Source organism: Aeromonas sp. 6P (genome assembly GCF_051919525.1).
GTDB classification, from domain to species: Bacteria; Pseudomonadota; Gammaproteobacteria; order Enterobacterales; family Aeromonadaceae; genus Aeromonas; species Aeromonas veronii.
Window position 1 is genome coordinate 2518978 of the sequence record NZ_JBQBEO010000002.1, and the last position, 25368, is coordinate 2544345.

General features: G+C 58.4%; 22 protein-coding genes. 6 read left to right on the forward strand and 16 right to left on the reverse strand.

What is annotated here, in order from left to right; translation table 11 throughout:
• Positions 1-64: 64 nt before the first annotated feature.
• Genes hybE through hybO form a run of 6 tightly spaced genes read right to left on the reverse strand, consistent with a single transcriptional unit; the run spans position 65 to position 6154 of the window.
• Complete coding sequence (hybE, locus tag ACTG2J_RS11775; protein WP_113739440.1) at positions 65-580, reverse strand: hydrogenase-2 assembly chaperone; 516 nt, start codon at positions 578-580, stop codon at positions 65-67.
• Positions 562-1092, reverse strand: a complete 531-nt coding sequence (locus ACTG2J_RS11780; protein WP_113739439.1) for a HyaD/HybD family hydrogenase maturation endopeptidase — start codon at positions 1090-1092, stop codon at positions 562-564. Before ACTG2J_RS11780 ends, hybE begins: the two co-directional genes overlap by 19 nt.
• Positions 1092-2795, reverse strand: coding sequence for a hydrogenase 2 large subunit (gene hybC / locus ACTG2J_RS11785; protein ID WP_113739438.1), 1704 nt, complete (start codon positions 2793-2795; stop codon positions 1092-1094). The genes ACTG2J_RS11780 and hybC overlap by 1 nt, the downstream gene beginning before the upstream one ends.
• The gene (gene hybB / locus ACTG2J_RS11790) at positions 2792-3979 is read right to left on the reverse strand and encodes a Ni/Fe-hydrogenase cytochrome b subunit (RefSeq protein ID WP_005351459.1); all 1188 of its coding nucleotides are present in this window, start codon (positions 3977-3979) and stop codon (positions 2792-2794) included. Before hybB ends, hybC begins: the two co-directional genes overlap by 4 nt.
• Positions 3972-5018 (reverse strand): hydrogenase 2 operon protein HybA, encoded by a 1047-nt coding sequence (hybA, locus tag ACTG2J_RS11795; protein WP_113739437.1) that lies wholly within the window; start codon positions 5016-5018, stop codon positions 3972-3974. Before hybA ends, hybB begins: the two co-directional genes overlap by 8 nt.
• Positions 5019-5020: 2 nt before the next feature.
• Positions 5021-6154 carry a hydrogenase 2 small subunit gene (hybO, locus tag ACTG2J_RS11800; protein WP_439988588.1) on the reverse strand — a complete coding sequence of 378 codons (1134 nt, stop codon included), beginning with the start codon at positions 6152-6154 and terminating at the stop codon, positions 5021-5023.
• A gap of 1249 nt (positions 6155-7403) precedes the next feature.
• Between hybO and ACTG2J_RS11805 the strand changes: the two genes are divergently transcribed.
• Positions 7404-8450, forward strand: coding sequence for a diguanylate cyclase domain-containing protein (locus ACTG2J_RS11805; protein WP_213389574.1), 1047 nt, complete (start codon positions 7404-7406; stop codon positions 8448-8450).
• 44 nt (positions 8451-8494) lie between these two features.
• On the opposite strand, the gene ACTG2J_RS11810 is transcribed toward ACTG2J_RS11805, so the two are convergent.
• From ACTG2J_RS11810 to ACTG2J_RS11825, 4 genes are read right to left on the reverse strand one after another with little or no spacing between them, the layout of a single operon-like run.
• Positions 8495-9631, reverse strand: a complete 1137-nt coding sequence (locus ACTG2J_RS11810; protein WP_439988587.1) for a glycosyltransferase family 4 protein — start codon at positions 9629-9631, stop codon at positions 8495-8497.
• 12 nt (positions 9632-9643) lie between these two features.
• Positions 9644-10915: a glycosyltransferase family 4 protein gene (locus tag ACTG2J_RS11815; protein WP_421332454.1), complete on the reverse strand. Its 1272-nt coding sequence runs from the start codon at positions 10913-10915 to the stop codon at positions 9644-9646.
• Positions 10912-12318, reverse strand: a complete 1407-nt coding sequence (locus ACTG2J_RS11820) for an O-antigen ligase family protein (protein WP_421332456.1) — start codon at positions 12316-12318, stop codon at positions 10912-10914. The genes ACTG2J_RS11815 and ACTG2J_RS11820 overlap by 4 nt, the downstream gene beginning before the upstream one ends.
• Positions 12306-13628, reverse strand: a complete 1323-nt coding sequence (locus ACTG2J_RS11825) for a lipopolysaccharide biosynthesis protein (protein ID WP_439997516.1) — start codon at positions 13626-13628, stop codon at positions 12306-12308. The genes ACTG2J_RS11820 and ACTG2J_RS11825 overlap by 13 nt, the downstream gene beginning before the upstream one ends.
• Before the next feature lie 299 nt (positions 13629-13927).
• Between ACTG2J_RS11825 and ACTG2J_RS11830 the strand changes: the two genes are divergently transcribed.
• The 4 genes from ACTG2J_RS11830 to ACTG2J_RS11845 are packed head-to-tail and all read left to right on the forward strand — an operon-like array spanning position 13928 to position 18898.
• A complete protein-coding gene (locus ACTG2J_RS11830) occupies positions 13928-14683 on the forward strand; it encodes an acyltransferase (RefSeq protein ID WP_108588154.1) in 756 nt (251 codons plus the stop codon).
• Positions 14680-15879, forward strand: coding sequence for a glycosyltransferase (locus ACTG2J_RS11835; protein WP_439997517.1), 1200 nt, complete (start codon positions 14680-14682; stop codon positions 15877-15879). Before ACTG2J_RS11830 ends, ACTG2J_RS11835 begins: the two co-directional genes overlap by 4 nt.
• Positions 15876-18410, forward strand: coding sequence for a hypothetical protein (locus ACTG2J_RS11840; protein ID WP_439997518.1), 2535 nt, complete (start codon positions 15876-15878; stop codon positions 18408-18410). Before ACTG2J_RS11835 ends, ACTG2J_RS11840 begins: the two co-directional genes overlap by 4 nt.
• Positions 18411-18421: 11 nt before the next feature.
• Positions 18422-18898, forward strand: a complete 477-nt coding sequence (locus ACTG2J_RS11845) for a hypothetical protein (protein WP_113739428.1) — start codon at positions 18422-18424, stop codon at positions 18896-18898.
• Here ACTG2J_RS11845 and ACTG2J_RS11850 read toward each other — a convergent pair.
• Positions 18876-19322 carry a hypothetical protein gene (locus tag ACTG2J_RS11850; RefSeq protein WP_113739427.1) on the reverse strand — a complete coding sequence of 149 codons (447 nt, stop codon included), beginning with the start codon at positions 19320-19322 and terminating at the stop codon, positions 18876-18878. The genes ACTG2J_RS11845 and ACTG2J_RS11850 overlap by 23 nt on opposite strands.
• Positions 19309-20076 carry a hypothetical protein gene (locus ACTG2J_RS11855; protein WP_439997519.1) on the reverse strand — a complete coding sequence of 256 codons (768 nt, stop codon included), beginning with the start codon at positions 20074-20076 and terminating at the stop codon, positions 19309-19311. The genes ACTG2J_RS11850 and ACTG2J_RS11855 overlap by 14 nt, the downstream gene beginning before the upstream one ends.
• A gap of 157 nt (positions 20077-20233) precedes the next feature.
• On the opposite strand from ACTG2J_RS11855, the gene ACTG2J_RS11860 reads away from it, so the two are divergent.
• Positions 20234-21079, forward strand: a complete 846-nt coding sequence (locus ACTG2J_RS11860) for a DUF1194 domain-containing protein (RefSeq protein WP_113739425.1) — start codon at positions 20234-20236, stop codon at positions 21077-21079.
• Positions 21080-21173: 94 nt separating this feature from the next.
• Here ACTG2J_RS11860 and ACTG2J_RS11865 read toward each other — a convergent pair whose 3' ends face one another.
• The 4 genes from ACTG2J_RS11865 to ACTG2J_RS11880 all read right to left on the reverse strand — a co-directional run bounded on the left by ACTG2J_RS11865 (position 21174) and on the right by ACTG2J_RS11880 (position 25283).
• Complete coding sequence (locus ACTG2J_RS11865) at positions 21174-22253, reverse strand: hypothetical protein (RefSeq protein WP_113739424.1); 1080 nt, start codon at positions 22251-22253, stop codon at positions 21174-21176.
• A gap of 71 nt (positions 22254-22324) precedes the next feature.
• On the reverse strand, positions 22325-22699 hold the full coding sequence (locus ACTG2J_RS11870; RefSeq protein ID WP_113739423.1) for a hypothetical protein: 375 nt from the start codon (positions 22697-22699) through the stop codon (positions 22325-22327).
• 244 nt (positions 22700-22943) lie between these two features.
• Complete coding sequence (locus ACTG2J_RS11875; RefSeq protein ID WP_113739422.1) at positions 22944-23510, reverse strand: hypothetical protein; 567 nt, start codon at positions 23508-23510, stop codon at positions 22944-22946.
• Positions 23511-23867: 357 nt separating this feature from the next.
• Entirely contained in the window at positions 23868-25283 is a 1416-nt protein-coding gene (locus tag ACTG2J_RS11880) for a GumC family protein (protein ID WP_021230256.1), read from the reverse strand.
• Between the last annotated feature and the right edge of the window lie 85 nt (positions 25284-25368).

Here is a 25368-nt window from a genome sequence, read left to right on the forward strand (position 1 = left end):
ACATGGGAGTGAGGGGCCAAAATGGCCCCCTATTCTAAACTTGATTTCGCGTGAAACCTAGCGACTATGCCGGTTGACCGCGCCGGGCACCGAATAGCCGTCTGCGACCCAGATCCACACCGCCAGCCCCTTGCTGCACCGGCAAGGAGAGCAGCATCTTGAGGGTGCTGCTCACCAGTGAGCGCCCCTCCCCGGCACCGAGATGGGGATCGAGCGGCGACATCAGAGAGCAGGCCAGCAGCTGTCCCGTCTCGGGCAATTCACCCACCATAAAGGTCATGTTGCCGCAGGGGAGCTGCAGGGCGAGTCGATCGCTGCTGCTGCGAATCGGCCAAAGCTGATCCGGCCCCGGCAGCACCACCACGCTCAGCATCCAGGGGGTGAGCACGCAGCCGAGCCACTGACCTTCAAACAACGTGCACTCCGCCACAATGGGCATGGAGGCGTGATAGAAGGGCAACGCCTGCATCTCTTCGCGAGCGATCCGCTCGTACTGGGCTACCAGCAGAGGTGCGGGGTCGCGGGCAAAACCGGCAAACTCCTGCACAGCATCAAGCTCGCTTAAATGGGACTGCGCCATAGGCCCTCCCGTGCTTGTTCAGCTTTCTCCTGCTCAGAGAGCGCAATGGCGGGCGCACCAACGGCGGCCAGCAGGGTCAAAATCCGATCCGTCGCCTCCCCCATGGCAGCCGCCACCACAGGGGTGAGGCCGATACGGGGCTCAAGGGATTCGGGCTCGACCCCGATCAGGGTGAGCCGCTTGGGCGACTCCCCCGTCATGTGCAGCGCCGAGAGCACGTCCGCCAGTCCCAGTTGGTGCGGGGAGATCTTGCGGCCAAACAGGGTCGGGATCTCCTCATCCTTCAGAGTCACCACTGTGCCCGGCGGATTACCGCTGCGCACCGCATCCACCAGAATGATGTGATCGCGACTGGCCATCGCGTCGAGCAACTCCATGCCGGCGGTACCGCCGTCGAGCAGCTCGATGCCGGGGGCGAAACGGTATTCGCGCCCCAGCCCCTCAACGATGCGCACGCCGACGGCCTCGTCACTCAAGAGCAGGTTGCCGACGCCCAGGATCAGGGTGTTCATCACAGCACCTTCACCTGAGTCGTTTCGCCATTTTGGGTATCCACCACATGCACCGCACAGGACATGCAGGGGTCGAACGAGTGGACGGTGCGCACCACTTCCAGCGGTTTGGCGGGATCCGCCACCGGGGTGCCTACCAGAGATTGCTCGTAGGGGCCGGGTTCGTCGTTGAAGTTGCGCGGGCCCGAGTTCCAGGTCGATGGCACCACCGCCTGATAGTTCTCGATCTTGCCGCCCTTGATGACGATCCAGTGGGAGAGCATGCCGCGCGGCGCCTCTTCAAAGCCCACCCCGCGAAACTCTTTATCCGCCGGGATCTCCGCCTTGATGTAGGCGGTGGTGTCCCCCTTGCCGATGTTGTCCACCAGCGCCTTCCACTGGTGCGCCAGGGTATCTTTCAGCACGCAGCAGCGCACCGCGCGACCGATGATGCGGCCCATGGTGGAGTGCAGCTGTTCAGTCTTGATGGCAGAGCCGGTGAGCGCCTTGTAGATGCCGTTCAGCTGATCGAAATGCGCCACCGTCTCCGGGTGCTTGGCGGCGAGTTTCACCAGCAAGTCTGCGAGCGGCCCTACCTCCACCACCTTGCCGTAGAAGGTGGGAGACTTGACCCAGGAGTATTTGCCATCATCCTGCCAGCCGGTGTAATTAGGCTCAGTCTTGCCCTCCCAAGGCTTGAGGGGAGCGTCATCCTTGTACCAGGCGTGCTTGTTGCTCTCCGCGATGCCATCCATCAGCCAGCCATCCTGATGGCTCTCGATGGGGCGATAACCCGTCAGATTGCCATTCTCGATATAGCCGCCCGGCATCAGGAAGCTGCCGCCGTTGGCATCGGTGGGCAGTTCCGGCACGCTCAGGTAGTGTTTGGCCCCCTGCCCCAGACTCAGCCACTCGGGATAGTGGGCAGCGATGATGGCGGCATCTACCTTGTAGACCTGCTCGATAAACTCGCCGAGCCGGTCGATAAAGCTCTTCACATAGAGCAGCCGCTCGAGGTTGAGCACGCTTGGTGCATCCAGATTGATGGGGTTGGCCACGCCGCCCACCGCCAGATTCTGGATGTGCGGGCTCTTGCCACCGAGGATGGCGACAATGCGGTTGGCATCGCGCTGGCACTCCAGCGCCTGCAGGTAGTGGGCCACGGCGATGAGGTTTACCTCCGGGCTCAGCTTCATCTCCTTGTGACCCCAGTAACCGTTGGCAAAGATGCCGAGCTGGCCGCTCGCCACCAGCGCGCGGATCTTGTCCTGCACCTTGGTCAGTTCATCGGCACTGTTGAGGGACCAGGTCGATACCCCCTTGAGCATGTCCGCCGCTTTTTGCGGATTGGCCTCAAGGGCCGCGGTGATATCCACCCAGTCCAGCGCGGAGAGCTGGTAGAAGTGGACGATGTGATCGTGGATGTTGTGGGCCGCGATGATGAGGTTGCGGATGAACTGGGCATTGACCGGCACCTTGGCGCCGATGGCGTTCTCCACCGCCCGCACCGAGGCGATGGCGTGAATGGAAGTGCACACCCCGCAGATGCGCTGCACTATCATCCAGGCATCGCGCGGGTCGTTGCCCTTGACAATCTCCTCCATGCCGCGCCACATGGTGCCGGACGACCAGGCTTTGGTCACTTTTCCGCCTTCGATTTCGCAGTCGATACGCAGGTGCCCCTCAATGCGGGTGATGGGGTCTATGGTGATACGTTGGCTCATACGTTGGCTTTCCCTCGGGCCTGATAATCTTGGTGAACACGTTCAAGTGATGGCAGTACCGGCAAGAGCCGGATCAACAGCAAATAGGCACACACCTCGATGGCAACAAAGCCCAGAGAGATCAGCACCTCCTCCGCAGAGGGGAAGTAGTGGTAGCCATTGCCGGGGTTGAAGGCGAGCAGGGAGTAATCCAGTCGCCAGAGGGCGGCGCCCAGCAGCATGCTGAGGGCCCCCAGGAACAACATGCGCGAATCCCGGCGGCTCTTGTCCCAGTGGAACACCAGCAGCGGGAAGATCATCAGCGCAATCTCGCTCCAGAACATGATGGAGAAGCGATTGAACTCGGAGAGATACTCCGACTTGTCGTGGATGACGATCTCGGCAAAGCGCAGCGCCACAAACAGGATCAGGAAGATGTCGATCACCTGAGTCAGTTTGTAGAAGAGCGACTTCTCGTTGGGGCCCCGCCCCGCCAGTCCCGCCTGCACCAGGGATCCTTCAAACACCACGATGGAAAAACCCATGATGAAGGCGGTCAGCAGCGAAAAGACCGGCAGCAGCTCGTAGCTTTGCCAGAGCGGATGGATCTTCTCCCCCGCCACTATCATCAACGAGCCCATCGAGGATTGGTGCATGGTGGGCAACAGAGCCCCCAGCGCCAGCACGAAGAACATGATCTTGTTGAGGCGAATAAGTGACGCCTTCCAGCCGAACTTCTCCAGCAGCACGGGAGCGAACTCCAGCGCCATCACCCCGATATAGATGGTCATGCAGACCGCAGTTTCGAACAGCACCGAGGAGGTGTTGAAGTGACCGGGCAGGTAGAAGTACGGCAGGTTCCAGTAACGCCCCACGTCGATGGTGATGGAGAGGCCGCCCAGCGAGTAGCCAAACAGGCTCGCCAACAGGGCCGGTCGCACCAGCGGGTGATACTCGCCCCGGTTGAACACATAGACAGCCCAGGCCAGTGCCCAGCCGCCGCAGGCGAAACCGGTGCCTATCAGCAGATCGAACGAGATCCAGAGTCCCCAGGGATAACCGCCATTCAGATCGGTGACCGAACCCAGCCCGAAGACGAGGCGTTTTAAAATCAACATGCCGCACAGCACGGCAAAGGGGGCCAGCACCAGCACAGGCCAGCTGACCAGCTTGCCGCCGAGGGGATGTGCCTTGTGGTTACTCATGATCCTTGCCTCCCTTTGTAGTGCCCTGATCCTTGATCTGCACACTCCCCTGATCATGGCCATCATCGTGATGGTGATCGTGACCATTCTTGGTGTTGCGGCGAATGAGCACCGAGAGGCCGGTCAGCACCACCATGGGCAGCACCATCCCCTTGTAGAGGGTGTGCTGGATATGCTCAGAGCGGGCACCGGAGGAGAGCTCCGGCAGATCGGGCATGTCGAGCTTGGTATAGGGCACCCCGGCCAGCACCAGCACCTGGGTGCCGCCCCCCTCCTTCTCGCCATAGACGTAAGGCTGGTAGTTGGGCACTTCGTGCAGGTAGGGGTCGTTGGCAGAGAGGGTCTGGCGCGGATAGGCATATTCGCTGCCCGGAGTCGCCAGCAGACGACGCTTGGCCTCGGCCATCAGCTCCTCGCGGGTGCCGAAGATCACGGCGCCGGTGGGGCACACCTCAACGCAGCCGGGCAACTTGCCCTGATCAATCCGCTCCAGCCCTTTCTGGTTGCAGAGCTCGCACTTGTGGATCGCCCCCAGCGGGTTGTCATAGTCATATTTGGGCACATCGAACGGGCAACCCACCATGCAGTAGCGACAGCCGGTGCAGACGCTCGGGTCGTAGTGAACGATGCCGGTCTTGGGATCTTTTTTAAGAGCCTGCACCGGACAAACAGAGACGCAGTTGGGATCGACACAGTGCATGCACTGCTTCTTGATGTAGGCGTAGCCATCCACCAGCTGATCCTTGTGCTCGCCAGTGCCGCTCTTCCACACCTGAATGATGTTGTTGGTGTAGGGGGTCAGCTTGTCGTTGTTGGACCAGGTTTGCGCCCCGGCTGGATTGGCCGGGTTGCCGTTGAGGCGCTGACACTCCGCTACACAGGCCTGACAGCCAACGCAGAGGGTGGAGTCGTAGAGCATGCCGAGTGACCCGGGAATGGGCGGCTTGTTCTTGGCCGCCGCCAGTGCGGTGCCGGGTACGGCTGTGCCCGCCGCCAGCGCACCGACGGAGGCAAATTTGAGGAAGTTGCGTCTGTTCACGGTTACTCCTCCCGTGATGGGGACTGCCCGGCTTCGTGGCGTTTTTGCTGGCGACCGAGTTCACGCACCGTCATCAGACTCACCCCCACCAGCACCCCGAGGGCGCCACCGATAAGGCCGGTCGCGGTGGGCGAGGTATAGCCCCCCTCCTGAATTTTCACATCGGGTTTATCCACCCGCGGAGTCGGGTTCTCTACCTTGGCAAGCTGGAAGATCCCCTTGCTAAAACCGACCCCCTGCTCGTTGCAGCCATAACAGGGGTGACCGATGCCGACCGGCCAGATGCCGCCGCCCACATCGCAGAACTCCAGGGTCGAGCAGTTGCCGTAGGTCTCCGGCCCCTTGCAGCCAAGATGGTAGAGACACCAACCCTGCCGGTGACCCTCATCACCAAACTCCTTGGCAAAACGCCCTGCGTCGAAGTGCGGACGACGCTCGCAGTTCTCGTGGATCAGCCGCTCATAGGCAAACAGCGGGCGCTTCTTGCTATCCAGCGCCGGCAGCTTGCCGTAGGTGATGTAGTAGGCAACCGTGGTGAGGAAGTTGTGGGGATTGGGCGGGCAGCCCGGGATATTGATGATCGGGGTGCCGATATTGCCGAGGGCCTCTTCGAGACTGACGGCGCCGGTCGGGTTGCCGCCGCTGGCAGGCACACCGCCCCAGGCGGCGCAGGAGCCTATGGCGATGACCGCAGCCGCGTCACTGGCAGCACGGCGAATATGGTCGACGATGGGCTCACCGGCCACCATGCAGTAGACGCCACCATCTTTGAGCGGAATGGAGCCATCCACCACCAGCACATACTTGCCCTTGTAGCGTTCGATGGCATTGTGCTTGTTCTCTTCGGCCTGATGACCGAAGGCCGCCGAGAGCACCTCGTGGTACTCCAGCGAAATGGTGTTGAGGATCAGGTTCTCGATGGTGGGGTGGGTGGCCCGCAGCAGCGATTCGGTACAACCGGTGCACTCCTGCGCCCCAATCCAGATCACCGGCGGCCGTTCGGGGCTGGTGAGCGCAGTGGCCATCTTGGCGACGGCATGCTGACTTAATCCCAGGGTTGCGGCCATCCCGGCACACAATTTCATAAAATCACGGCGATTAATCCCATGAGCCGATAAAAAATTATCCTCGACCATTCTTCTTATTCCCGTAGTGAGCACTTGTTTGATAAATGCTTAATAGCGGAAATGCTAAGGACTCACCCACCCTGCAGTATTGATCTCTATCAATTTCGACCGGCTTACCCCTATTTTCATAGCGAGCCACATCACAAATGAAATTAATTACCCCCAAAGAGATATTTAGCACCTCCGTAAATTTTATGAACTTAATTGGATATTAAATAATTAATCACCGCATGTCCTCTCTTTCACTGTGAACCAAATTAACATGACTGAAATCTTGGCTATACCGCTCATTTAACAATACTGATGCCCACCAATAAATGATCCATTGAATATATCTTTACTCATCTCATTGCATATTTCATGCTGTCATCTACGGGCAACCTCCTGACTTGCCTCCCCACACCAGAACTGCCTCACGGCCAGCTGTCACCGGTAGCAAGCACGGCCTGCACGGCACGATTTACCTGCTGTCGCTTGATATCTGCTTGCATCTTGCCTGCGCTGCAGGGCGATGATTGCTCCTGCTAGCCCACACAGCACAACCCCGCTTGGCCTCCCTGCCGTTTAACACAGCTTAATGAAAAGATGCCGCCGAGGTATGCATATCAGTATGGCCTCCCCCCACTCTTTATTGTCTTGGGTGCTGGTGAGTAAAAATATCGCGCTCACGGATATGTTTACGCATCATCGTGAATCTGCATTCAAATTAATGGTAAGAGAAAAGGCAAGGTGGAAGGCTGCCTGCAACATAGTGATCATATTTAACTCGCGATGCATTCGCTCATCCGGTTACAGATGTTACCGCCCACCTTCACACTATTTACCTTCACGTCACCCTGCGTAATTAACCAGAGCGTAAATATCCATCTCCATCGATATAGATGATAATTGTTCTTGTTCAATGGCAACCCTAAAAAATGAGTTGGGATGACGATGAACATGACAAGCGATAAGGGTGTTAACCATCACCCAAGCAGTGGTGCCAGCCACTACCTTGCCTGATCGAACTCATTGACAGCCCTACTCAGCTCGTGAAATTCAGCCGGCCGCAGTTTCAGAGAGAAACCTCCCCCTGACTGCCTCTGATAACCACGCCATGGAGCCTTGTTTCTGGCTGGCCCTACGGACACTTGCCAAGTGCGAGAATTGAACAAAAAAACGATAAAAATCAAGATAGATAGCCAATTAAAATGACATAATTGACTATAGTTCAATCGAACGTTTTAAAAACGTGACCACTTCATATGGGCCCAGCGCAATGACCACTGAACGGGAACAGTTGATCCGCTCACTGTTTGATGAGTACATCGAGCTGTATTCATCACGGGATGATCGGCTCACCACGCGGTTTAGCGACAATTTCAGCGGTTTTGCCGGCAGCAGTGATGTTCTGGTTACCGATAAAGATGAGTGGATCCGGATAACCCGCCGCGATTTTGCCCAGATCCCGGGCAGGATCCGCCTGGAAATACTCGATGTAACCCTGCAAGATCTGGCCGCTGATGTGGTGGCGGTCACCGCCTTCTTCCATATCCATCTACCGAAATCAGAACCCATCCTCTCCCGCAGAACCGCCAGGTTGGTGCTGATTTTTCGACACGAAGCCATGGCGTGGAAAATTGCTCACAGCAGTATCTCCATCCCTTACAGTGCTGCTCGGGAAAGCGAAATTTACCCGATGACCAGTCTGGAGGAGCGCCAACATGAGCTGGAGCTCATTATCGAGCTCAGAACCAAGGAGCTGGCGGAAGCGAACCGGAAACTGGAAGCGCTCAGCAATACCGACGGGCTCACCAACATCGGCAACCGTCGTCTGTTCGACAACTCATTGAACCAGGCCTGGGAACACTGTATTCAGACAGAGATGCCGATTGCGCTCATCATGCTCGACATCGATCATTTCAAGCAGTTCAACGACCTCTATGGCCACGTTGCCGGTGACGAGTGCCTTCGATTGCTGGCCCATACCCTGGCGCAATCCGGGCGCCGCTCGGGGGAGTTGGTGGCTCGCTACGGCGGAGAGGAATTTGTCATCCTGTTGCCACATGTCGAGCGTCAATCCGCCTATGAAATTGCCCAACATATCCAGCGGCTGATTTTTGCACTCGCGCAGCCACACGCACAAAATGCCACCGGTCTGGTGACAGTTAGCATGGGTGTTGCCTGCCTCAGACCATCGAGTCACTGGCAGCCATCTGAACTGGTAAAACTGGCTGATGCTGCGCTCTACACCGCCAAATCATCCGGCCGTAACTGCATCAGAGTGGCGGAGTCACCCAGCCTCCCGCAACCAGTCTGCCCATAAGTCCCTCATACACCCCCATCCTCCCCGTGGGGAATCACTGCGCGCTAACCATGCACGGCAAGGCTCAACACATCCCATCGCAACATGCCTTCCCACTGATCCAGTGTGCTTTGATAGGTATCCGCCGCGTTGTAATGGGCCATGGCATGCAGGCGGGCATGATGGCCAAGTCGCTTGACCACGTCGGGCATGGCATTGAGGCTGGCCAGCACCCGCGCCAGATCGCCGGGATCGTTTGGCTGATATTTGCGGCAATTCACGTCATCGGTGAGGTGTCGATCCCACCAGGCCCCATCGGCCGGGATCACTACGCATAATCCTGCCGCCATGGCCTCCAGAATGGAGAGGCCAAAGGGCTCCTGATGACTGGTGGAGACAAAAATGCCGCATTGAGATCGGATCTCGTCAAGATTGGCGGGGTTGGCATACCAGTGCGTGTCTGGCAGCTGTGGCTGAGGCTGGCTGCAGGGCTGCAGCGTGCCCTTGGGTTGCAGATAGCACACCATCAGCTCGGGGCGAGCATCAGGGATCATCTGATGGGCGGCCAGCATGGTCTCCAGTCCCTTCCAGCGCAGCAACGAGGCCGCCCACAAAATACGAGGCCCCCCCAGGGTCGCTTTGGGCCAATCAATCTCGCTCAAGCCATTGGTAAATGGCTGCCAGTGTGACGGGAACTCGGTCTCGCCAAGCCGGGCCAGCAATGCCGCCAGGGAGCTGCGCGTCGATTCGAGATAAAATACAAAACTCGCCCGCTGCAGGGCTCTGGCAGAGAGCCCCGACCCCCCCACAGGGCCATGGATCAGCTGAACCACCCGGCACCGCAACCAGCGGGCCGCCCAGTAACAGCAGAGATCCACCCCCGGCCCGGACGCCGCCACCAGGCACTTCACCTGCCCCAGACGCAACACCAGCCAGAGGATCAGCAGGGTCTGCCACCCCTGTTTGAGCAGATAGCCGATGCCGGACTCCCGCCCCTTCAATATGTGGGGCAGCCAAAGGGGATGATGTTGGCAACGGGGCCAGGAGTCAGGATCCTGGGTCAGCACATGGCATGTGAGCCCGGGCATCCGCTTGGCCAACTCATCGAGCAGCACTTCGGTCGCAACCTTGGAGCCACCGCGAAACGGGATGGGATCCACGACGATGATCTTTCCAAACACCGGCTCAGTTTGCATGCTCATCTTGCTGCTCCCTTACTCTGGCACCTTGCGGCGGCCAAACCCCAACTGCACTTTTTGCGCCACTTTTGCCATCCCACTCGCCAGCATATTGCGCCCTCTGGCAAGGAGTCGTTGCCCCGCCCAATGAATGAGTGTGCGATAGGGCGCGGGGGCCGTTAAGTGCCAACGACCAGCCAGCGCGGCGTCCCACACCGCCGTGACCCCGTCAACATAGCGCGCCACCGTGAACAGCTGTGCGGCACGCAGCTGAGCGGCCCGCCCCATTTCACATCGGCGCTGCGGATTGCTCAATTGCCGCCAGTGATCAGCCATCTCGGCCCAATCCCCCGGGGTTGCCAGCAAGCCGGTCACCCCCTCCTCCACCACTTCGGGGATGCCGCCCACCCGATAGGCACTGACCGGGAGCCCCAACATGCCCGCCTCCGCCAACGTCAGACCAAACACCTCCTCACGGGCTCCGGAGACCAGCAGATCCACCCCGCCCCGCAAGATAGCGGCACTGTCCGGCCGCTCGCCGAGAAAGTGGACCCGCTCGGCCACCCCGAGCTCGACAGCCAACGCCATCAATGCTTCCCGCTCCGGGCCGCTGCCAATAATCAGCAACTGGGCCTCCTCCCCCGATGCCATCAGGGCAGCCAGCGAGCGGATCAGCAGATCAATCCCCTTGCGTTTGATCAATGAGCCGACGGTTGCGATGATCATATCCCCCGGTGGCAAGCCCAGCATGCCGACGACCGGCCAGTGAGCACCGCCATTCAGGCGAGCGGCATCGACCCCGTTGGGTACCCGGATCAATCGATCGGCCGCGCAGCCATCCTGGCGCCAACCGGTCAACACCGGCTCGCTCACCCCGATCAGCACGCTTGCCTGATGAACCCGCAGGCTGAACCTGTCTCTGGGCTGATAACGGGCATGGAGGTGGCACACCAGCGGTACCTGCAACGCCCGACAGACACCCACCAGCCACTGACAAGGAGCCGCGCTGTTGGCGTGCACCAGCCCAATCTGCCGCTCGGTGATGAGCTCTCTGGCTTGCCGGGAGAGGCGCCGATGGGCAGCAAGATCAAAGCGGGGCGCCTGCCATCCCAGCAGCAGGCTGAACGGCTCGACCATGGTTTCGACCCCGAGGGTGGCCGCCTCTGCCGCCAGCGTCGGGCTATTGCACCAGAGCAACGGCGTAAACCGGCTGCGATCGAGGTGGGCCAGCAGATCCAGCAGGCAGCGTTCGCTGCCGCGGATCCAGTCCTCTCCGTAGTGAACCAACAAAACAGGGGTTGCGTTCATCCTCTTGCTCCCTTTGGTGGCACTGCCGGCAACCGGGTTGCCTCCTGATGCTCCTCAGCGGTGGCCTTCACCTCTGTGGCCGCCTGCTGCACGTACTTGATGGCGGCGACGGCCAGCGCCAACTCCAGATAGATGGGCCAGGTAAAGCCCTGGGTCAGGAAGGATCCCGAAATCACAAACCCCACCATGCTGGCCATCACCCCCTGCATTGCCGTGATCACTGCAGGAGGCATGCCAGCGAGCTGGCAACGCCAGCAACTGCGCAGGGTCACCGTCACCATGCCGATAAACAGCGCCAACCCGACAAAGCCGGTTTCAGCCAACACCCCGAACCAGGTGGAGTGCACCGCATGATTCAGTCCATCCCAATGGGGGCTGTAGAAGAAATAGTTGTAATAGAAATTGGACAAGCCCACCCCCACCAGCGGATGGCCCAGCGCCATCCCCCAGGCTGCTTGCCAGGCGTAGATCCGCCCCATGGCCGAGGCATCGACCCCGCTCTCGGCGGCGCCGCCAGATGCCCGGTCGCTGATCCCGGCAGCGGCAAACAGCACCACCAGCGCGACCATCCCCAGCGAGATCAACAGGGTTTTCGACTTCACCCGCTGCCAGGCAAACAGGCCACCAACGGCGCAGATACCCAGCAAACCACCCCGGCTCTGGGTGGCGATAATGGCAGCCGCAGTCAGCGCAAAGCCGAGCCCACCCAGTAAACGCCCCCCCACCCCATTACCCTGATTGAGCAGCAAGCTCAGCGAAAAACCGGCAGGAAAGAGCAGCACCAGCGCCAGATCGTTGGGATCACCCAGCACAGAGCCCAGCTCGCGCCCTATGGTCACCCGGGTCCCCTCCACCAGCCCGATCCCGCTCGCCTTGTTGTAGAGGGCCACCATTGCCACCAGACAACCCGCCACCACAAAGGTGCGCACCGCCAGCGCAAAATCCCCCGGGGTGCGTACCAGCCAGGCTGTTGCCAGGGTCATCAGATAGATCTTGCTGTAGCTGCCGGTCCAGGTGGCGATCGCCTCGCCCCGGTTGCTGGCAAACAGCACACCGATGGAGACCATCACAAAGAAGGCCGTCAGCCAGCTCAGGGCAGGACTCCAGTAGGGCTTGATCCGGCCGGTCAGCAAAATGTGCCAGACCAGTGCGCCGATGGCGGCCAGCGAGAAGAGCAGCGGGATCTTGAGGGGATAGAGCTGGGGGAACACCTCATGCAGCCGAAAGAAGGAGAAGGTGACAAACCCCAGCACCATCAAGAAGGGCCAGCGCAAGGCAAACCAGATGGCGGGAATGGCAAGGCCGAGCACCGGCAGCAGCAAGGGATGGGGCAGCCGCCACCAGAGTAGAGCCAGCACCAGACAGATGACGCTTGCCCAGATGGCTGGCGCTAGACGAGCCATGATCCTGCCCACCATTGGCCGAGCCAGACCATCGCCAGCGCCCCGAGGGAACTGGCCCAGAGGGTCGAGAGGCGATACGGCAGCGGCAGCAACCGCTGGCTCACCAGATAAAAGGCCAGCGCCCGTACCAGATAGACCAGCAGCAGAGTCCAGATCACCCCGGCAACCCCGAAGGGGGGGATGGCAAGCAGAAAGCCTGCGACCCCAAGGGCGCTGCAGCTCAGATTGATCACCATCTGGGCATTGCTCTTCTCGCCGCTAAAGCAGCCGACATTGAGCAAGTCCGAAACATTGCGCACCGCCATACCCAGCACCAGCAGCGGAATATAGGCAATCGCCCCGTGATAGCTCTCCGGGGTCAGCCAGCGAATGAGCAAGGGGGCAGTGAGCCCGACAATCCCCGCGGTAACAAACCCCAGTACCGACCCCATCACGCTGTAGTGAGCATTGAGTCGCAGTCCATCCGGCTCGCGCAGCAGCATGAAACGGCGGGGATACCACCAGAGAGCAAAGGGTTGCAGCAGAAGTCCCACCGCCAGCGCCAGCTTGCCCGCCACCGCGTAGTAGGCGAGCAGCGCCTCACCCACCACATCGGCCAGCAGCCAGCGATCCAGTCCGCTCAGGGCAAAGCCTGCCAGCCCGCTCACCACCAGGGGCAATCCATAGCGCAGCAGCGGCCGATAGTGCTGCCAGTCAAAGCGGATCCCGCTATCTCGCCATTGCCAGAGGCTCAGCAGCAGCGCCAGTGCAACGCAGGTCAGGGTGCCGGAAGCCAGCACCCCGCTCACGCCCCAGCCGAGCCAAAGCCACCAGCCGGTCAGCACCGACTGGATCACCGCCTTGCCTGCGGTCGCCACGAAAAAGAGCCGGGCCTGATTGCGCATCCGCAGCCATGCCAGTGGCACGCCGATCACCCCTTCAAACGGCAGGGCGCAAAGCACCCAGCGCACATCCGCAAGACGGGTTTCCACCGGCAGCCAGGCTTGTACCACAGGTGCCAGCAGCCAGAGCAGCACCAGACTGGCCAGGGCGATCAGCCAGACCAGCCCAAACATGCGGGCCACCACCTGCTGGCGCTCCTGCTCATCTTTCGCCAATCCGGCAAAACGGTAGAGGGCATCCACCAACCCGAAGCCGAGAATGAGGGAGCCCAGATTGATGAGGGTGAGCAGCACCTCCAGCTGGCCGTATTCACGAGGCAGCAGCTGATGATAAGTCAACACCGGCAGCATCAGCAGGGAGATCCCCTTCATCAGGAGCAAGCCGCCGGCGTAATAGAGCATGGCAATCTGGTTCACACCAAGTTTCATAGGGCCTCCCAGCCTCCCGAAGCATCCCGCTTCGGGTCAGCTACCGCTAATGCAAAGCCCACGCCACTCACTCCCGCCCAGAGACGATAGCTCCTCTGCGCGGCTTAACCGGCCTGAACAAGCCCAGAATGAGACTGGCATTTGCGTTTTGCACAACGCGGGCTGCAAATTGCACCGACCGACACAATCTGCCCCTCCTCTTAGCCCCATTTGGCCCGATCACACTGGGGTCGTCCTGTTGGCCCGATCCCTGCTTTCTGCTTAGCGAGCAACGGACTGCACCAAAGGGAGAGGTCGCCATGAACACCATCAACCTGCACCGGATGAAAAGCTGGGCCAAACAGGGGGAGACGCCACTGGCCCGCCGGGTATGGCGCCTGGCCAAAAGTGCCCGCCACTGGTCATTCCCCGTGATCCCTCCCCTGCATCGGCTGCTTTATCGGCTCTATCTGCTCGGCAGCAACGCGCTGGCGACCCTGACCCGCACCCTTTGGTGGACCCCCTTGTTTCAATCTCGCCTGACGGCCCCCGCCCCGCGCCTCTACCTCTATGGCGGCATCCCCTATATCAGCGGTCCGGTCACCATCGAGATCGGCGCCGACTGCCGCCTCAGCGCCGCCATGACCATCAGCGGCCGGGCATCGAGCCAGACACCAAGGCTGGTGATTGGCCGCAATGTCGGGATTGGCTGGCAAACCACCCTGGCGGTGGGCAGCAAGATAGTGCTGGGGGATAACGTCAGAATTGCAGGGCGCGCCTTTCTGGCGGGCTACCCGGGGCACCCGGTCAACGCCCGCGATCGCGCCCTTGGCAAACCGGATCGCGATGAGCAGGTGGGAGCCATCGTGCTGGAGCAGGATGTCTGGCTCGGCACAGGGGTGATGGTGATGGCCGGTGTCACCATAGGTGCCGGCACCATTGTCGCCGCAGGCAGCGTCGTCACCCGGGATCTGCCCGCAGGTGTGCTGGCGGCAGGGGTACCGGCCACAGTACTGCGCCCCTTGCAACCACAGGATCACAGCGACCCCGCACACGCTTCGGAGACCTTTGCATGAAACCACACTCACTGCCGCAGCTGGTGGTATTGGGAGAGGATTGGGGCCAGCACCCCTCCAGCACCCAGCACTTGATCAAGCGTCTGTTGCCTGATTATCAAGTGCTCTGGGTCAACTCCATCGGCATGCGCTGTCCCCGCTTTACCCTTCATGATCTCACCCGTATCGTCCGCAAACTGGGGGCGGTGCTGCGCGGCGCGCGCCATGCTGGCGGCCAGTCGGTTGCGCCATCAGAGGTCAGCAGCCCCCAGGTACTGCCGCCGCTCGCCTTGCCGCTGCCGGGCAGTCGTCTGGCGGGCAAGATCAATGGCCACTGGCTGGCGGCGCAGATCCGGCGTCAGCTGCCCGAGCTGGATCGCCCCCTGCTCTGGATCTCCCTGCCCAGCGCCGTCGATCTGATTGGCAAGCTCGAAGAGCGGGCGGTGATCTACTACTGCGGCGATGACTTCTCGGCGCTGGCAGGGGTGGATCATCAGGCCATTGCCCACAGCGAAGCCCGACTGGTGGAAAAAGCGGATCTCATTCTGGCCGCCAGCCCCGCGCTGGCCAGCCGCTTTCCCCCCCATAAAACCCGGCTGCTCAGCCACGGGGTGGATCTCGAGCTGTTTATGCCCCCCAGAGAACGCCCGGCGGATCTCCCTTCCGGCCGTCCCATTGCCGGATTTTACGGCAGCCTGAGCGACTGGATTGATATCCCCCTGCTGGCAGAGACGGCGGCCGCCCTGCCCCACTGGGATCTGGTGCTGATTGGCCCGGTCCAGACCGATATCTCCCCCCTCAAGGGGCTCCCCAATATCCATCTGCTGGGGCCCCGTCCCCACCACACGCTGGCGGCCTATGCCCAGCACTGGCAGGTGAGTCTGCTGCCCTTTGTCGACAACGCCCAGATCCGTGCCTGCAATCCATTGAAATTGCGCGAGTATCTGGCCGCAGGGCGACCCATCGTCAGCACCGATTTTCCGGCCCTCGATGGCTATCGGGATCAGATCCAGCTGCCCCACGATGGGGAGAGCCTGGCCCAGGCCATTAACCGGGCCGCCTTTGATCAATCCAATCCGGGCTGGTTTCAGGAGAGTGGCTGGGAGGGGCTGACCCGCAGCGAAGGGCGCCACACGCGCCAGCAGCAGGTGGCCCTGCAAAGCTGGGATCACAAGGCTGCCGAGCTGAACAACTGGTTGAAGGGGCTGGCCGGATGAGCAGGGGGCTCTGGCTGGTTATCCTGCTCTGCGCCAATGCAGCAATGGCCACCACCCGGCTGGAAGGGCTGACCCCGCTGCCCCTGACGGGTAACCAGACACCCCAGCGGCTCGATCTGAGCCCCCACAGTTGGCCGGTGGGCAGCGATGATGAACTGGTGATCGAGGGCCATAACCCCAGCGCCCGCCCGCAAACCCTGATCCTGCGTATCGACGATAACGCCTCGGTCAACTACCGTAGCCGGGTCAATCTGGAGCGAATTGTCGCTCCCGGCCCCTTCACCCAGCGCTTGGCCTTGAGTGAGTGGCGCACCAGCCAACCCAGAGCGCTGGCGTTGGACAAACTCACCAAGCTCTATCTCTTTATGGCCGATAACGCCCCCTCGCTGACCATTCACCGCTGGTACTGGGAGCCCGGTCTGACTCTGCCTGCGGGCACCATTGCGCTGGATCTGGGGGCGGCGGCTGCGCCCCGCTTTACCGGCTTTGAGCCCCTGAGCCCGGGGGATCCCCGGCTGATTGGCCATCCCACCCCCATCTTGCGTCCCTCCGGCGATGCCCTGGTTCGCGATGGGCTGCGCAATCTCGACGGAGTGCGACTGGACCTAGCCAAAGGGCGCTACCAGCTCACCCTCTGGCTGGATGACCCCGGTGAATGGGAGTACCTCCCCCACCCCTTCGAGCGCAGCGTGCTGGTCAATGGCGAACCCATCTGGGCCGAGCAGTGGCAACCGCAGGAGTGGCTAACGCAGCGCTATCTGGCGGGACAATCTCGCGAGGCACTGCCAAATCCGGATCCCTGGCAGCTGTTCGGGGCACGACAGGGCGGCCCCGTTCATGCCACCCTGAACCACCCCGGCGGCCCGCTCACTATCACATTGGTGGGCCACTCACCGGATGCCAAATACCTGGCAGGGCTACTGCTTGCCCCCTATCCGGCCCCCACCAGCAAAGAGGCTCTCCCGAATAGTGGAAAAGATCGCACCGTATTGGCTGACGCTACCGCAAGCGTGTTGACCAAGCAGCGCCAGCTGTTTTTGGAAAAGTGGACTCTGGCCCCCTATTCCCCAGCCCCAGCTTCACAGCAACTGAGCCTCACGCCGATTACGGATGCCGCCCCAACCCTGCAGATCGCCCCGCTATCTGCGGCCGATGCGTTGCAGCAGGCTTCACAACCGGTGCTGGCCGCCCGTGGCAGCCAGCTGTTGCTGGAGTTTGCCATCCACGCCGCCACCGACGATCCGGCCCCCTTGCTGGTGATCCAGCCCCCCGAGCAGGCAGGATCCCCGCTGGCGCTGACCCCCTATTACGGCAAGTGGCATCTGGTTCGCCCGCAGGCGAGTGGCACCCTGCTGGCCCCCTCGGATCAGGAGCTGGTCGAGGGGGTCGCCGGGCTCACCCTGCTGGCAGGCGTACCTCGGCGTCTGGTGCTGCAGATCACCGTCCCCCGCGATGCGCCGGCGGGTCACTATCTGGGCAATATTCAGCTGCTCAGCCAACAGCAACTGGTGCAGCTGCCACTGACTATCGAGGTGCTGCCGCTGACCCTGCCCGCGGCCAGCAAGCCGGTCGGCATCTATGTCGAAGCGCCCCCCTATCTGAACTGGCTGAACCCCAATCCCAAGGCGTTAAAAGAGCAGATCGCCGCGGCCAGTCGCTGCGACCTGCAGCGGCTCGCCAAACTCGGGATCAGCGGCCTCTCGCCCGCCCTGCCACAGGATGAAGCGGGGATGCGGGAGATCATGGGAGAGGCGGTGGGGCTCGGTTTTGTTCCCCCCCTGCTGGCCTATACCCCGCTCAAACGCTGGGGGAACGACCCTGCCAGCCAGCTTGATCAGTGGCAGACGCGGCAACAGGGGCTGACCGCCAGCGGCTTGCCCCCGCTGGCATGGAGCCTGTTTGATCAGCCGGATCTCGCCACCCTGCCCGCCATCACCAGCCTGGCGCGGGAGATGAAACGGCGGGATCCGGCGGTGATCCGCGCAGGCCACTTCAATCATCCGGGTCAAGTTGGTCTGCTGGCAGAGGTGGAGATTGCCCTGATCAACGCAGGTTTTGGCGCCGACAAGGCCGATGTGGCCCGGGTGCGCCAACACAAGGTCACCACCTGGTTTTACAATCTGGGCACCCCGAGAGCCGCCGGGTTCTATCTGTGGCAAAGCGGCGCCGAGGGCTATTTGCAGTGGCATGGCCGCATGCCCACCGCCCTGCCCTATGACCCCACCGATGGGCGGGAGAGCGACTTTATGCTGCTCGGCCCGCAAGCCTGCGAGGCGCACCGCCTCTCTCACGATCTGTTGCTGTTGCAGCAAGCCATCGAAGATCTGCGCTGGCTCGCCTGGCTGGAGCAGGAGGCCCGCTATCAGGTGGAAGCCGCCCTGCTGCTGGAGCGTCTGCGGGATCAGCTGCCGACCCGCTGGCAGGTGGCAGAGCAACAGCCCTCTGCCGCCTGGATCCAGTGGCGCCGCGAGATTGAACAACTGGCCAAGGGATTGAAAACATTGCAAACTGGTGCCAACTCATCCTCCTGAAGTGACTGCGTATGGCCAACCAGACTCCCCGCTCCACAGCCAAAGACAGCGCCCTGCGCCGCCTGTTGCCTCTGATGCTGCCGCTGCTGTTCCTCACCGGTTGCGCCCGTCAGGAGCCGGTCAATGAGACCCTGCCGATCCTCAACCAGTTGCGGGAACAACAGCTGGCCGAACAGCCCCAACTGCAACTGCAGTACCAGCAAGCGGAGACGCAACTGCCAGCGGATCAGGAGCAGCAGTTGCATCAGTTTTTGGGACGCAAGAATCCGGCCCGGATTGCGCTGGTAAGCGGCCCCGGGCTGCAAACCGACATGCTGGAGAGTGCGCGGATGGCGAGCGTGCGGCTGACCGCACTCACCCGCTTGCTGGGCTCTCGCGCCATTGAGCTGGAGCCCCGCTATGACCCCATGCTGGCCCCCAATACCTTGCTGATCCGCATCCTGCCAAACGGTGAACCGGGGGCTGTCACCCCATCGGCGGCGCAATAAGGTCAATGCAAGAAGTCGGAAAGGCCACCCGATAGAGGGGATAAGGGGCCAGCCCCCACAATTTGCGCCAACCCTGGGTCAGACGGTAAGAGAGCAGCGGCGGGCTCTGGTGCAGCTCGCCTAAAAACATCACCCCCTGACTCATCCCTTCACTCGCCAGCGTCACTGACATCGCCTCCCGATCAGGCGTCACCAGCATGGCCTGCAGCAGGCCGTCACAGCGGGGATGGGCCAGCTGATAGCTGACATAGGTGCCGCCCAATACCGGCGTAGCCACCCTCAAGCGCCAGCCCATCTGGACCAGCTCCAGCAGCATGGGCTTGGCTCCCTCGTTAACTGCCCGGTTCTGATAACGCCAGCCCATGGCGGCAGCACTGAGCAGCGCCACCAGCAACAGCAACAGATATCCCCTAGATAGATGCATCACGGCGTCCCCGGATAAAGAGGATGGTCATCACCAACAACATGATGGCCCACTGGTAGAGCTGGGCCAGCGAGCCGGTATGCAGCCAGCCGTACCAGCGCAGATCCAGACTTATCAGCACCAACCGCAGCTGATTGGCCCCGATATAGAGCAGACAAACCAGCAGCAACATGGGCCACTGCCGGTAGAGGGGCCGATCCGGCGCCAGCCAGGAGCAGGAGACCAGCCAGGAGAGCATCACCAGATAGAGCTGAGAAAACGAGGAGCACCCCTTGAGCACAATCAGGGCATGGCCTCCCAGCCGCTCGATGCGATTGCCATCAAGGCGAGTCTCCCAGCCCAGCAGCTGCAACCACTGGCCCACACCCCAGGCGTCAAGCGCCAGCACAGGGCCGGAGAGCAACGCAAACACCTGCTGCCCCCACAACACCGCCACGGTAAAGGCGAGCACAATCTGCAATACCGCCCGCTCATCGCCACTCTGATGACGGCGCCATAGCGAGGCCACCAGCAACAGACAGGCCAGCGCCTTGCAGCTGGCGCTGGGGATCAGGATCAGCAGGATAAAGAGGGAGAGCGCCAGTGGATGCGGGCGCCAGCTCGGTGCAACCCGCGATGCAATTTGCCACCAGATAGCAATCAGCAACACCACCAGCAGGTTGAAGTGACCCATATTGAGCCACACCATGCCCCACTGATTGGCCAAACCAAGTAGCAGCCAGTTAGGTGCCCACTGCCAGGGACGGATCTCCATCGCAACTCCTGCCGGTTATCAGCGCTTTTGACCGCTGTCGCAAGTTCCATGCCTGCCCGCTCTCACCCGGACCAAGCCAAGTCAGAGGATGCAACAAAGCTGGCACGCTTTATTCATTCCCCCTGCTGGCACTAGCGCCAGGGAGAAGGAGTGAGCAATGAAACTCAAACCGTTGGCAGGGCTGCTGGGGATGTTGTTGGTAACCTCCCCCGCATACGCCTTGACCGAAGTCGATACCGAACTGCAGCTGCTGATGGATGTGTCGGGCAGTGTCAGTTCATCGGAATTCAATCTGCAATTACAGGGCTATGTGGACGCCTTTTACAGTCAGGATGTACAAAGCGCCATCCTCGACACCAGTGGCGGCAAACTCGGGTCCATCGCCGTACAGATGATCATGTGGAGCAGTAGCAACCAGCAGAGCGTGATGACTGACTGGTTCCACCTCTACGACATGACCTCCATCAACAACTTCGCCGCCACCCTGGATGCCCTGGTACGCCCCTATGCGGGGATGACGGCCCCCGGTTCGGCCATGGCCTTTGGTGCCCAGCAGTTTGATACCAACAACTACACCGCCGCCCGCCAGGTGATGGATGTGTCGGGTGACGGTATCCAGAACAACGGGCTGGATACCTCTACCGTGCGGGATCAACTGCTCGCCTCCGGCATTGATACCATCAACGGCATCACCATAGGTCAGGACTATGCCGATGGGGTGCTACAAGAGTGGTATGTGGAGAACGTGGCGGGCGGTCAGGATGCGTTTGTTATCAATGCCACCACCTTCGCCGACTTTGGCAATGCGCTGGAGCTCAAACTGGCGGCCGAAATTGAGGGAGGCATTATTCCGGAAGGTGCACTGGCCGCCCCCATCGAGGAGATCCCGCTGGCCGCCCAGCTGCTGCTCGGTATGCCGCTACTGCTGGCCTGGCGCTATCAGCGCCGTAACCAAGGACGCCTGCAGCCCGCCAACGGGCAACTGGCACCCGCCATTGGCTGATTTATCACCCCGTGTGTCGCGATTAGGGAGCTATGGCTCCCTGATTTCTATCTGTATGTACGTATATTTTGCATACAACATCAGATTTTATCGTTTAATTGACTTGTATTTCTCCACTGTGTTTTATGCCAGTTAGTGATTCATATTTCCTGATTAATTCATCTCTATATGAAGGGGACCATCCTCCTGAATTATACGCTCTTTCAAAATATTTATCTGGCTGAGCAGTGATTTCCTCTAAATAGAGAACTATATCTTGTGGGAGGAAATCTCTAAAGCTATCTAAGCAACCCGTTTGTTGTACCTGAATTGACTTTCTCAGCACCAAATTGAATACTTTGTCTCCACTAGCGAACATACTCTCTTGCTCGGACTCACGTTCAGTCCACATTCTGAAGTAACGATTCAAGTTATATAAGTCCCATGTCATATTAAATGCACTACGTTGTTTTGAACATGGATCATCTGACACTTTATATTTCATCATTCTCTTCATGGGCGTTTCACTGAAATAAATAGAGGCAAAAGTAATACCCACTAGAGATAACATAAACTCAGTAATCATCCACTCAACCACTTTTTTCAGCTTATCCAGTCGGCTAATATTTGGAATGTGAGACACATAGATAATATACAAAACAATTAAATATAGTGAATCCCACTCACGTAGGCGCCTATATTTAGTGAGATTGCTCCTGATAAAAGGTATATCCATAACATAAGAATCTGCAGGAGTAATCGTGTCTATCTCACCCAATGCAAAATCTATTATTGACGAGTTATTTATATTGTTAATACGATGAAATAATTCCAAGTCAGACAAAACTTCATCAAGAACTTCAGCATCATTTCTATAGTTTATTTTTTCATATACTGCATAAGTTGGGTCTAACTCAATCTCTGCAAATTGACAAAAAGCAACAAGTGCAATTGCGTCACGAAACTCTTGCTTAGGTTTATTTTTCTTAAATGCATTCAAAATGAACTGATAGACATTTAAATCAAGATGTATAGTGTAAGTAACGGCATTTATTTGTTTATTATATATATAGTTAGAGACATTATATACCTCTAAATCATCAACCAAGTTGAAATTATGAACAATCCAGTCTCTACCAATCAATTTCTTGATAATGCTTTCTAAATATTCAGGAAAAGTATATAAAACTTCCATTCCAAACTATCCATTTAGTCAAATAATCCCAAAGGCCACAGATCGACTGACTAGCGAAGCCGTAATCTAACCTACGAACTTACAACACGGAATAATAGCCCGTCAGGATTCATAGACTGAATCTCACAACAGAAATCATACTTTTGTTCATAGTCAATTTCTATGCGCCAGCTTTTAATTTTTGCCTTATTAATCTTTACGAAAGATGACATGCCTTTCCGAATGTGTTCATCTATAAAGGAAAAGGATTCTACATTCTTAAAACTTTGCTCCTTACAATGAACAGCATCCAAAATCTGATTTTCACTTGCAGGCTTTAGCTTAGCTCTAAAAATAGCCACCCCCTCTTTAAGTTCTACTTCTGCCGCTTCGGCACCGATCGTATCAGCACCGTATTCATGGTTTAGCTCTAAGTGAAAATATCCCTTCCTGAGACTTTTTCTCATGACTTTCCTTTAGTTTTATGCGTGAAAATTAGGGTAGCAGCTTCGATTGGCGAAGCTTGAATGAACATTTTCGATATTTGTATAAAACATACATCTAACTAACCATAATCCACCTACTTCGCCCCCGAAATCTTTCCTCTAACATGCAACCAAAATAACTAAACAGAGCATAGTTACCACATTAGTTATTGATTTCATTGTGAGTGTCCGATTACACCTATCGGCTAATCGAACTTATAATCTCTCACTGCTGAAATAAGTTAACAACTATTAACCAATAGAACTTTCTTTTAGCCTTAAATTTTGAGTCGAAATCATACATTTCCTCCATACCAAAAACTTGTGTTTTACCAGTCATATCCACTGTTTTAATATTTTTACACCAAGCTTGATGATAGCCGTGCGAAGTTTGGATAGAAAAAAACAGTTTTCTTATGCCCTTTGGTAAATTCTTCCCGGAAATACGAATGTCGGTATGACCATTTGCTCCTATTTCAAAGGTATCATTGTTCATAAATAAACTATCCGAAAGGGATAATGTCTCCATATATTCTGGCTTCTGATTGTTCTTTTTCTCAACTATGTATAAAGCCTTAACATGACAAAATGTCGACTTTATGATTACAGGGTATGACTTCCTATTCTTTATAACAAGAATATATGTGCTCTCAGCTGTTTTATTGTGGACAACTAATCGTTCAATTGTTAAAGGCTTTTGAGAATTTTTAAACCAACTCCACAAGACAGTAATAATTGCAATTAATGCTGCTGTAGAAGATAATGCATCTACGAAATATTTATAATTCTCCATACCTCTCCTTGAAAGCCAACATTAATTAGTTGAAAAACGTAACTAACACTTTAATATCGCCTTCTATATAACTCCGCCCTACCACTCGTCATCACAACCAATTTAATCATTTAAAAATTTCTGAATTACCAACCAACTTATGATTTATCAGTGTATTATCAACTTCTTAAGTCAGCTCCACTTGTACCACTGGATAAAACCACAGTCAACAAACGGAATTTGAAAATGAAGTCTATCTCCTCTTTTATGGACATGCCGCGATGTTTACTCCGCTATTTGCATGATATAAAAAAGGCCTCATTACGAGGCCTAATCAGACATATTCCGGTTCCTGCTGGCAGCCCGCTTTTACGGCAATCACCCCGGTTCTGGTGACAAGGGCAACACCTGCCCATCCAGCGCATGATCACTATTGGATGGATAGTCCGGCACCGGCTCGCAGTAGGGAATGCGGCTTAGCACCGGCGCCTTGACCAGGGCGGCCAGCTGATCGGAGCGGCGCAGGCTGGCATCCGCCAGTTCGGCCACCAGCGCCAGACCGCAGCCCAGCCCCAACCCGCCAACAATGCCCGCCAGCAAAAACAGCCAGAGCGGGTAGTTGCTCGGCTTGCTGGGGGCAAAGGGTTTGTCGATCACCTTGATCCGCTCCCCCTGCTCGAAGTTGCCCAGATCGCCGGTCACCTTGGCCTTCTCATAGCGCAGCAGCAAATCCTGATAGAGGGTGCGCTTGACCGCCAGATCCCGCTCCAGCTCGGCGAGCTGGCGCTCGGTATCTCCCTGGGAGTCGACCACCTTGTCCAGCCCATCCAGCTGACTCTTCAAGCCGGCGGCGTTTTGCTCCGCCTCCGTCAGCTGCGTCTGGGCCAGCTGCCACTCGGGCCCACGGGCCATATCCGGTTGGGATTTGAGCTGCTCGAACTCCTGCTGCAACTGGTCAATCTGATAGCGCAAACTCTGCACCTTGCTGTGCTCGTCGCTGTAGCGGGCCCGCAGCAACACCAGCTCGGTGCGCATCAGCTGGAGCTTCTCATCCAGTTGGCGGGCCAGCTGGCTCTCCTGCCCCAGTGATAGCTGATCGACCCGGGCCTTAGCCTGCTGCAAGGTGATCAGGCTCTCGGCGTAACGCTCCTGCAAACCATAGAGACGGGCGACGTTGGTACTCTGCTGCTGGGGCAAGGCGCTGGCATGCTCCCGTTTAAAATCGGCGAGCAGCTGCTCAGCCGCTTGCAGTTCGCTGCGGCGGCTGTCGAGCTGGCTTTGCAGGAAACGTTCGGACGATTCCGCCGACTGGCGCCCCTTGCTGAGCAGGTTGAAGAAAAAGCGCCGCGAAATGGCTTCGAGCAAACCGGCGCTGTTGGCCGCCGAATCCGCTTTGACCTTTATCTCGATCACCTCATCACCGATCAGCCGCAGCGAGACGGCACTCGAGAGCCAGTCCATGATGGCATCGCGCTGAGCTGGCGGGGTCTCGTCATTGACCAGACCGCGATCCCGCGCCACCCCGTCCAGTACATAACGGCTGCGCAGCAGGGCTTCGAGCACCGCAAAGCGATCCTTGAGACTCTCCTGAGTGATCAGATCCTTGAGGGTCGGGGTCTGGTTGGCATCTTGCGGCACCATAAAGGTGGTGCGGCTCTCATACTCCTTGGGGGTGAGCAGGCCAACCGTGACGCCCACCAGCGGCATCACCAGTACCGGGATCACCAGCAGATAGCGACGGCGCCAGGCGGCAAAGAGAATGATGTAGAGGTTGTAATAGAACTGGACAGGCATGGCATCACTCCCTGAGAAAGGCCCTCCCCCCGCACGATGCAAAGGCAGTGCCACCAGAGGAGCTGATCGCCTCTGTGAGCAGATC

Coding starts and splice junctions, on each gene's coding strand:
- ACTG2J_RS11870 (WP_113739423.1), bottom strand. CDS start 22,699: ATGAGAAAAAGTCTCAGGAAGGGATATTTTCACTTAGAGCTAAACCAT.
- ACTG2J_RS11820 (WP_421332456.1), bottom strand. CDS start 12,318: ATGGCTCGTCTAGCGCCAGCCATCTGGGCAAGCGTCATCTGTCTGGTG.
- ACTG2J_RS11835 (WP_439997517.1), top strand. CDS start 14,680: ATGAAACCACACTCACTGCCGCAGCTGGTGGTATTGGGAGAGGATTGG.
- ACTG2J_RS11780 (WP_113739439.1), bottom strand. CDS start 1,092: ATGAACACCCTGATCCTGGGCGTCGGCAACCTGCTCTTGAGTGACGAG.
- ACTG2J_RS11845 (WP_113739428.1), top strand. CDS start 18,422: ATGGCCAACCAGACTCCCCGCTCCACAGCCAAAGACAGCGCCCTGCGC.
- ACTG2J_RS11830 (WP_108588154.1), top strand. CDS start 13,928: ATGAACACCATCAACCTGCACCGGATGAAAAGCTGGGCCAAACAGGGG.
- ACTG2J_RS11875 (WP_113739422.1), bottom strand. CDS start 23,510: ATGGAGAATTATAAATATTTCGTAGATGCATTATCTTCTACAGCAGCA.
- hybO (WP_439988588.1), bottom strand. CDS start 6,154: ATGGTCGAGGATAATTTTTTATCGGCTCATGGGATTAATCGCCGTGAT.
- hybE (WP_113739440.1), bottom strand. CDS start 580: ATGGCGCAGTCCCATTTAAGCGAGCTTGATGCTGTGCAGGAGTTTGCC.
- ACTG2J_RS11855 (WP_439997519.1), bottom strand. CDS start 20,076: ATGGAGATCCGTCCCTGGCAGTGGGCACCTAACTGGCTGCTACTTGGT.
- ACTG2J_RS11810 (WP_439988587.1), bottom strand. CDS start 9,631: ATGAGCATGCAAACTGAGCCGGTGTTTGGAAAGATCATCGTCGTGGAT.
- hybB (WP_005351459.1), bottom strand. CDS start 3,979: ATGAGTAACCACAAGGCACATCCCCTCGGCGGCAAGCTGGTCAGCTGG.
- ACTG2J_RS11805 (WP_213389574.1), top strand. CDS start 7,404: ATGACCACTGAACGGGAACAGTTGATCCGCTCACTGTTTGATGAGTAC.
- ACTG2J_RS11815 (WP_421332454.1), bottom strand. CDS start 10,915: ATGAACGCAACCCCTGTTTTGTTGGTTCACTACGGAGAGGACTGGATC.
- ACTG2J_RS11865 (WP_113739424.1), bottom strand. CDS start 22,253: ATGGAAGTTTTATATACTTTTCCTGAATATTTAGAAAGCATTATCAAG.
- ACTG2J_RS11860 (WP_113739425.1), top strand. CDS start 20,234: ATGAAACTCAAACCGTTGGCAGGGCTGCTGGGGATGTTGTTGGTAACC.
- hybC (WP_113739438.1), bottom strand. CDS start 2,795: ATGAGCCAACGTATCACCATAGACCCCATCACCCGCATTGAGGGGCAC.
- ACTG2J_RS11850 (WP_113739427.1), bottom strand. CDS start 19,322: ATGCATCTATCTAGGGGATATCTGTTGCTGTTGCTGGTGGCGCTGCTC.
- ACTG2J_RS11880 (WP_021230256.1), bottom strand. CDS start 25,283: ATGCCTGTCCAGTTCTATTACAACCTCTACATCATTCTCTTTGCCGCC.
- ACTG2J_RS11840 (WP_439997518.1), top strand. CDS start 15,876: ATGAGCAGGGGGCTCTGGCTGGTTATCCTGCTCTGCGCCAATGCAGCA.
- ACTG2J_RS11825 (WP_439997516.1), bottom strand. CDS start 13,628: ATGAAACTTGGTGTGAACCAGATTGCCATGCTCTATTACGCCGGCGGC.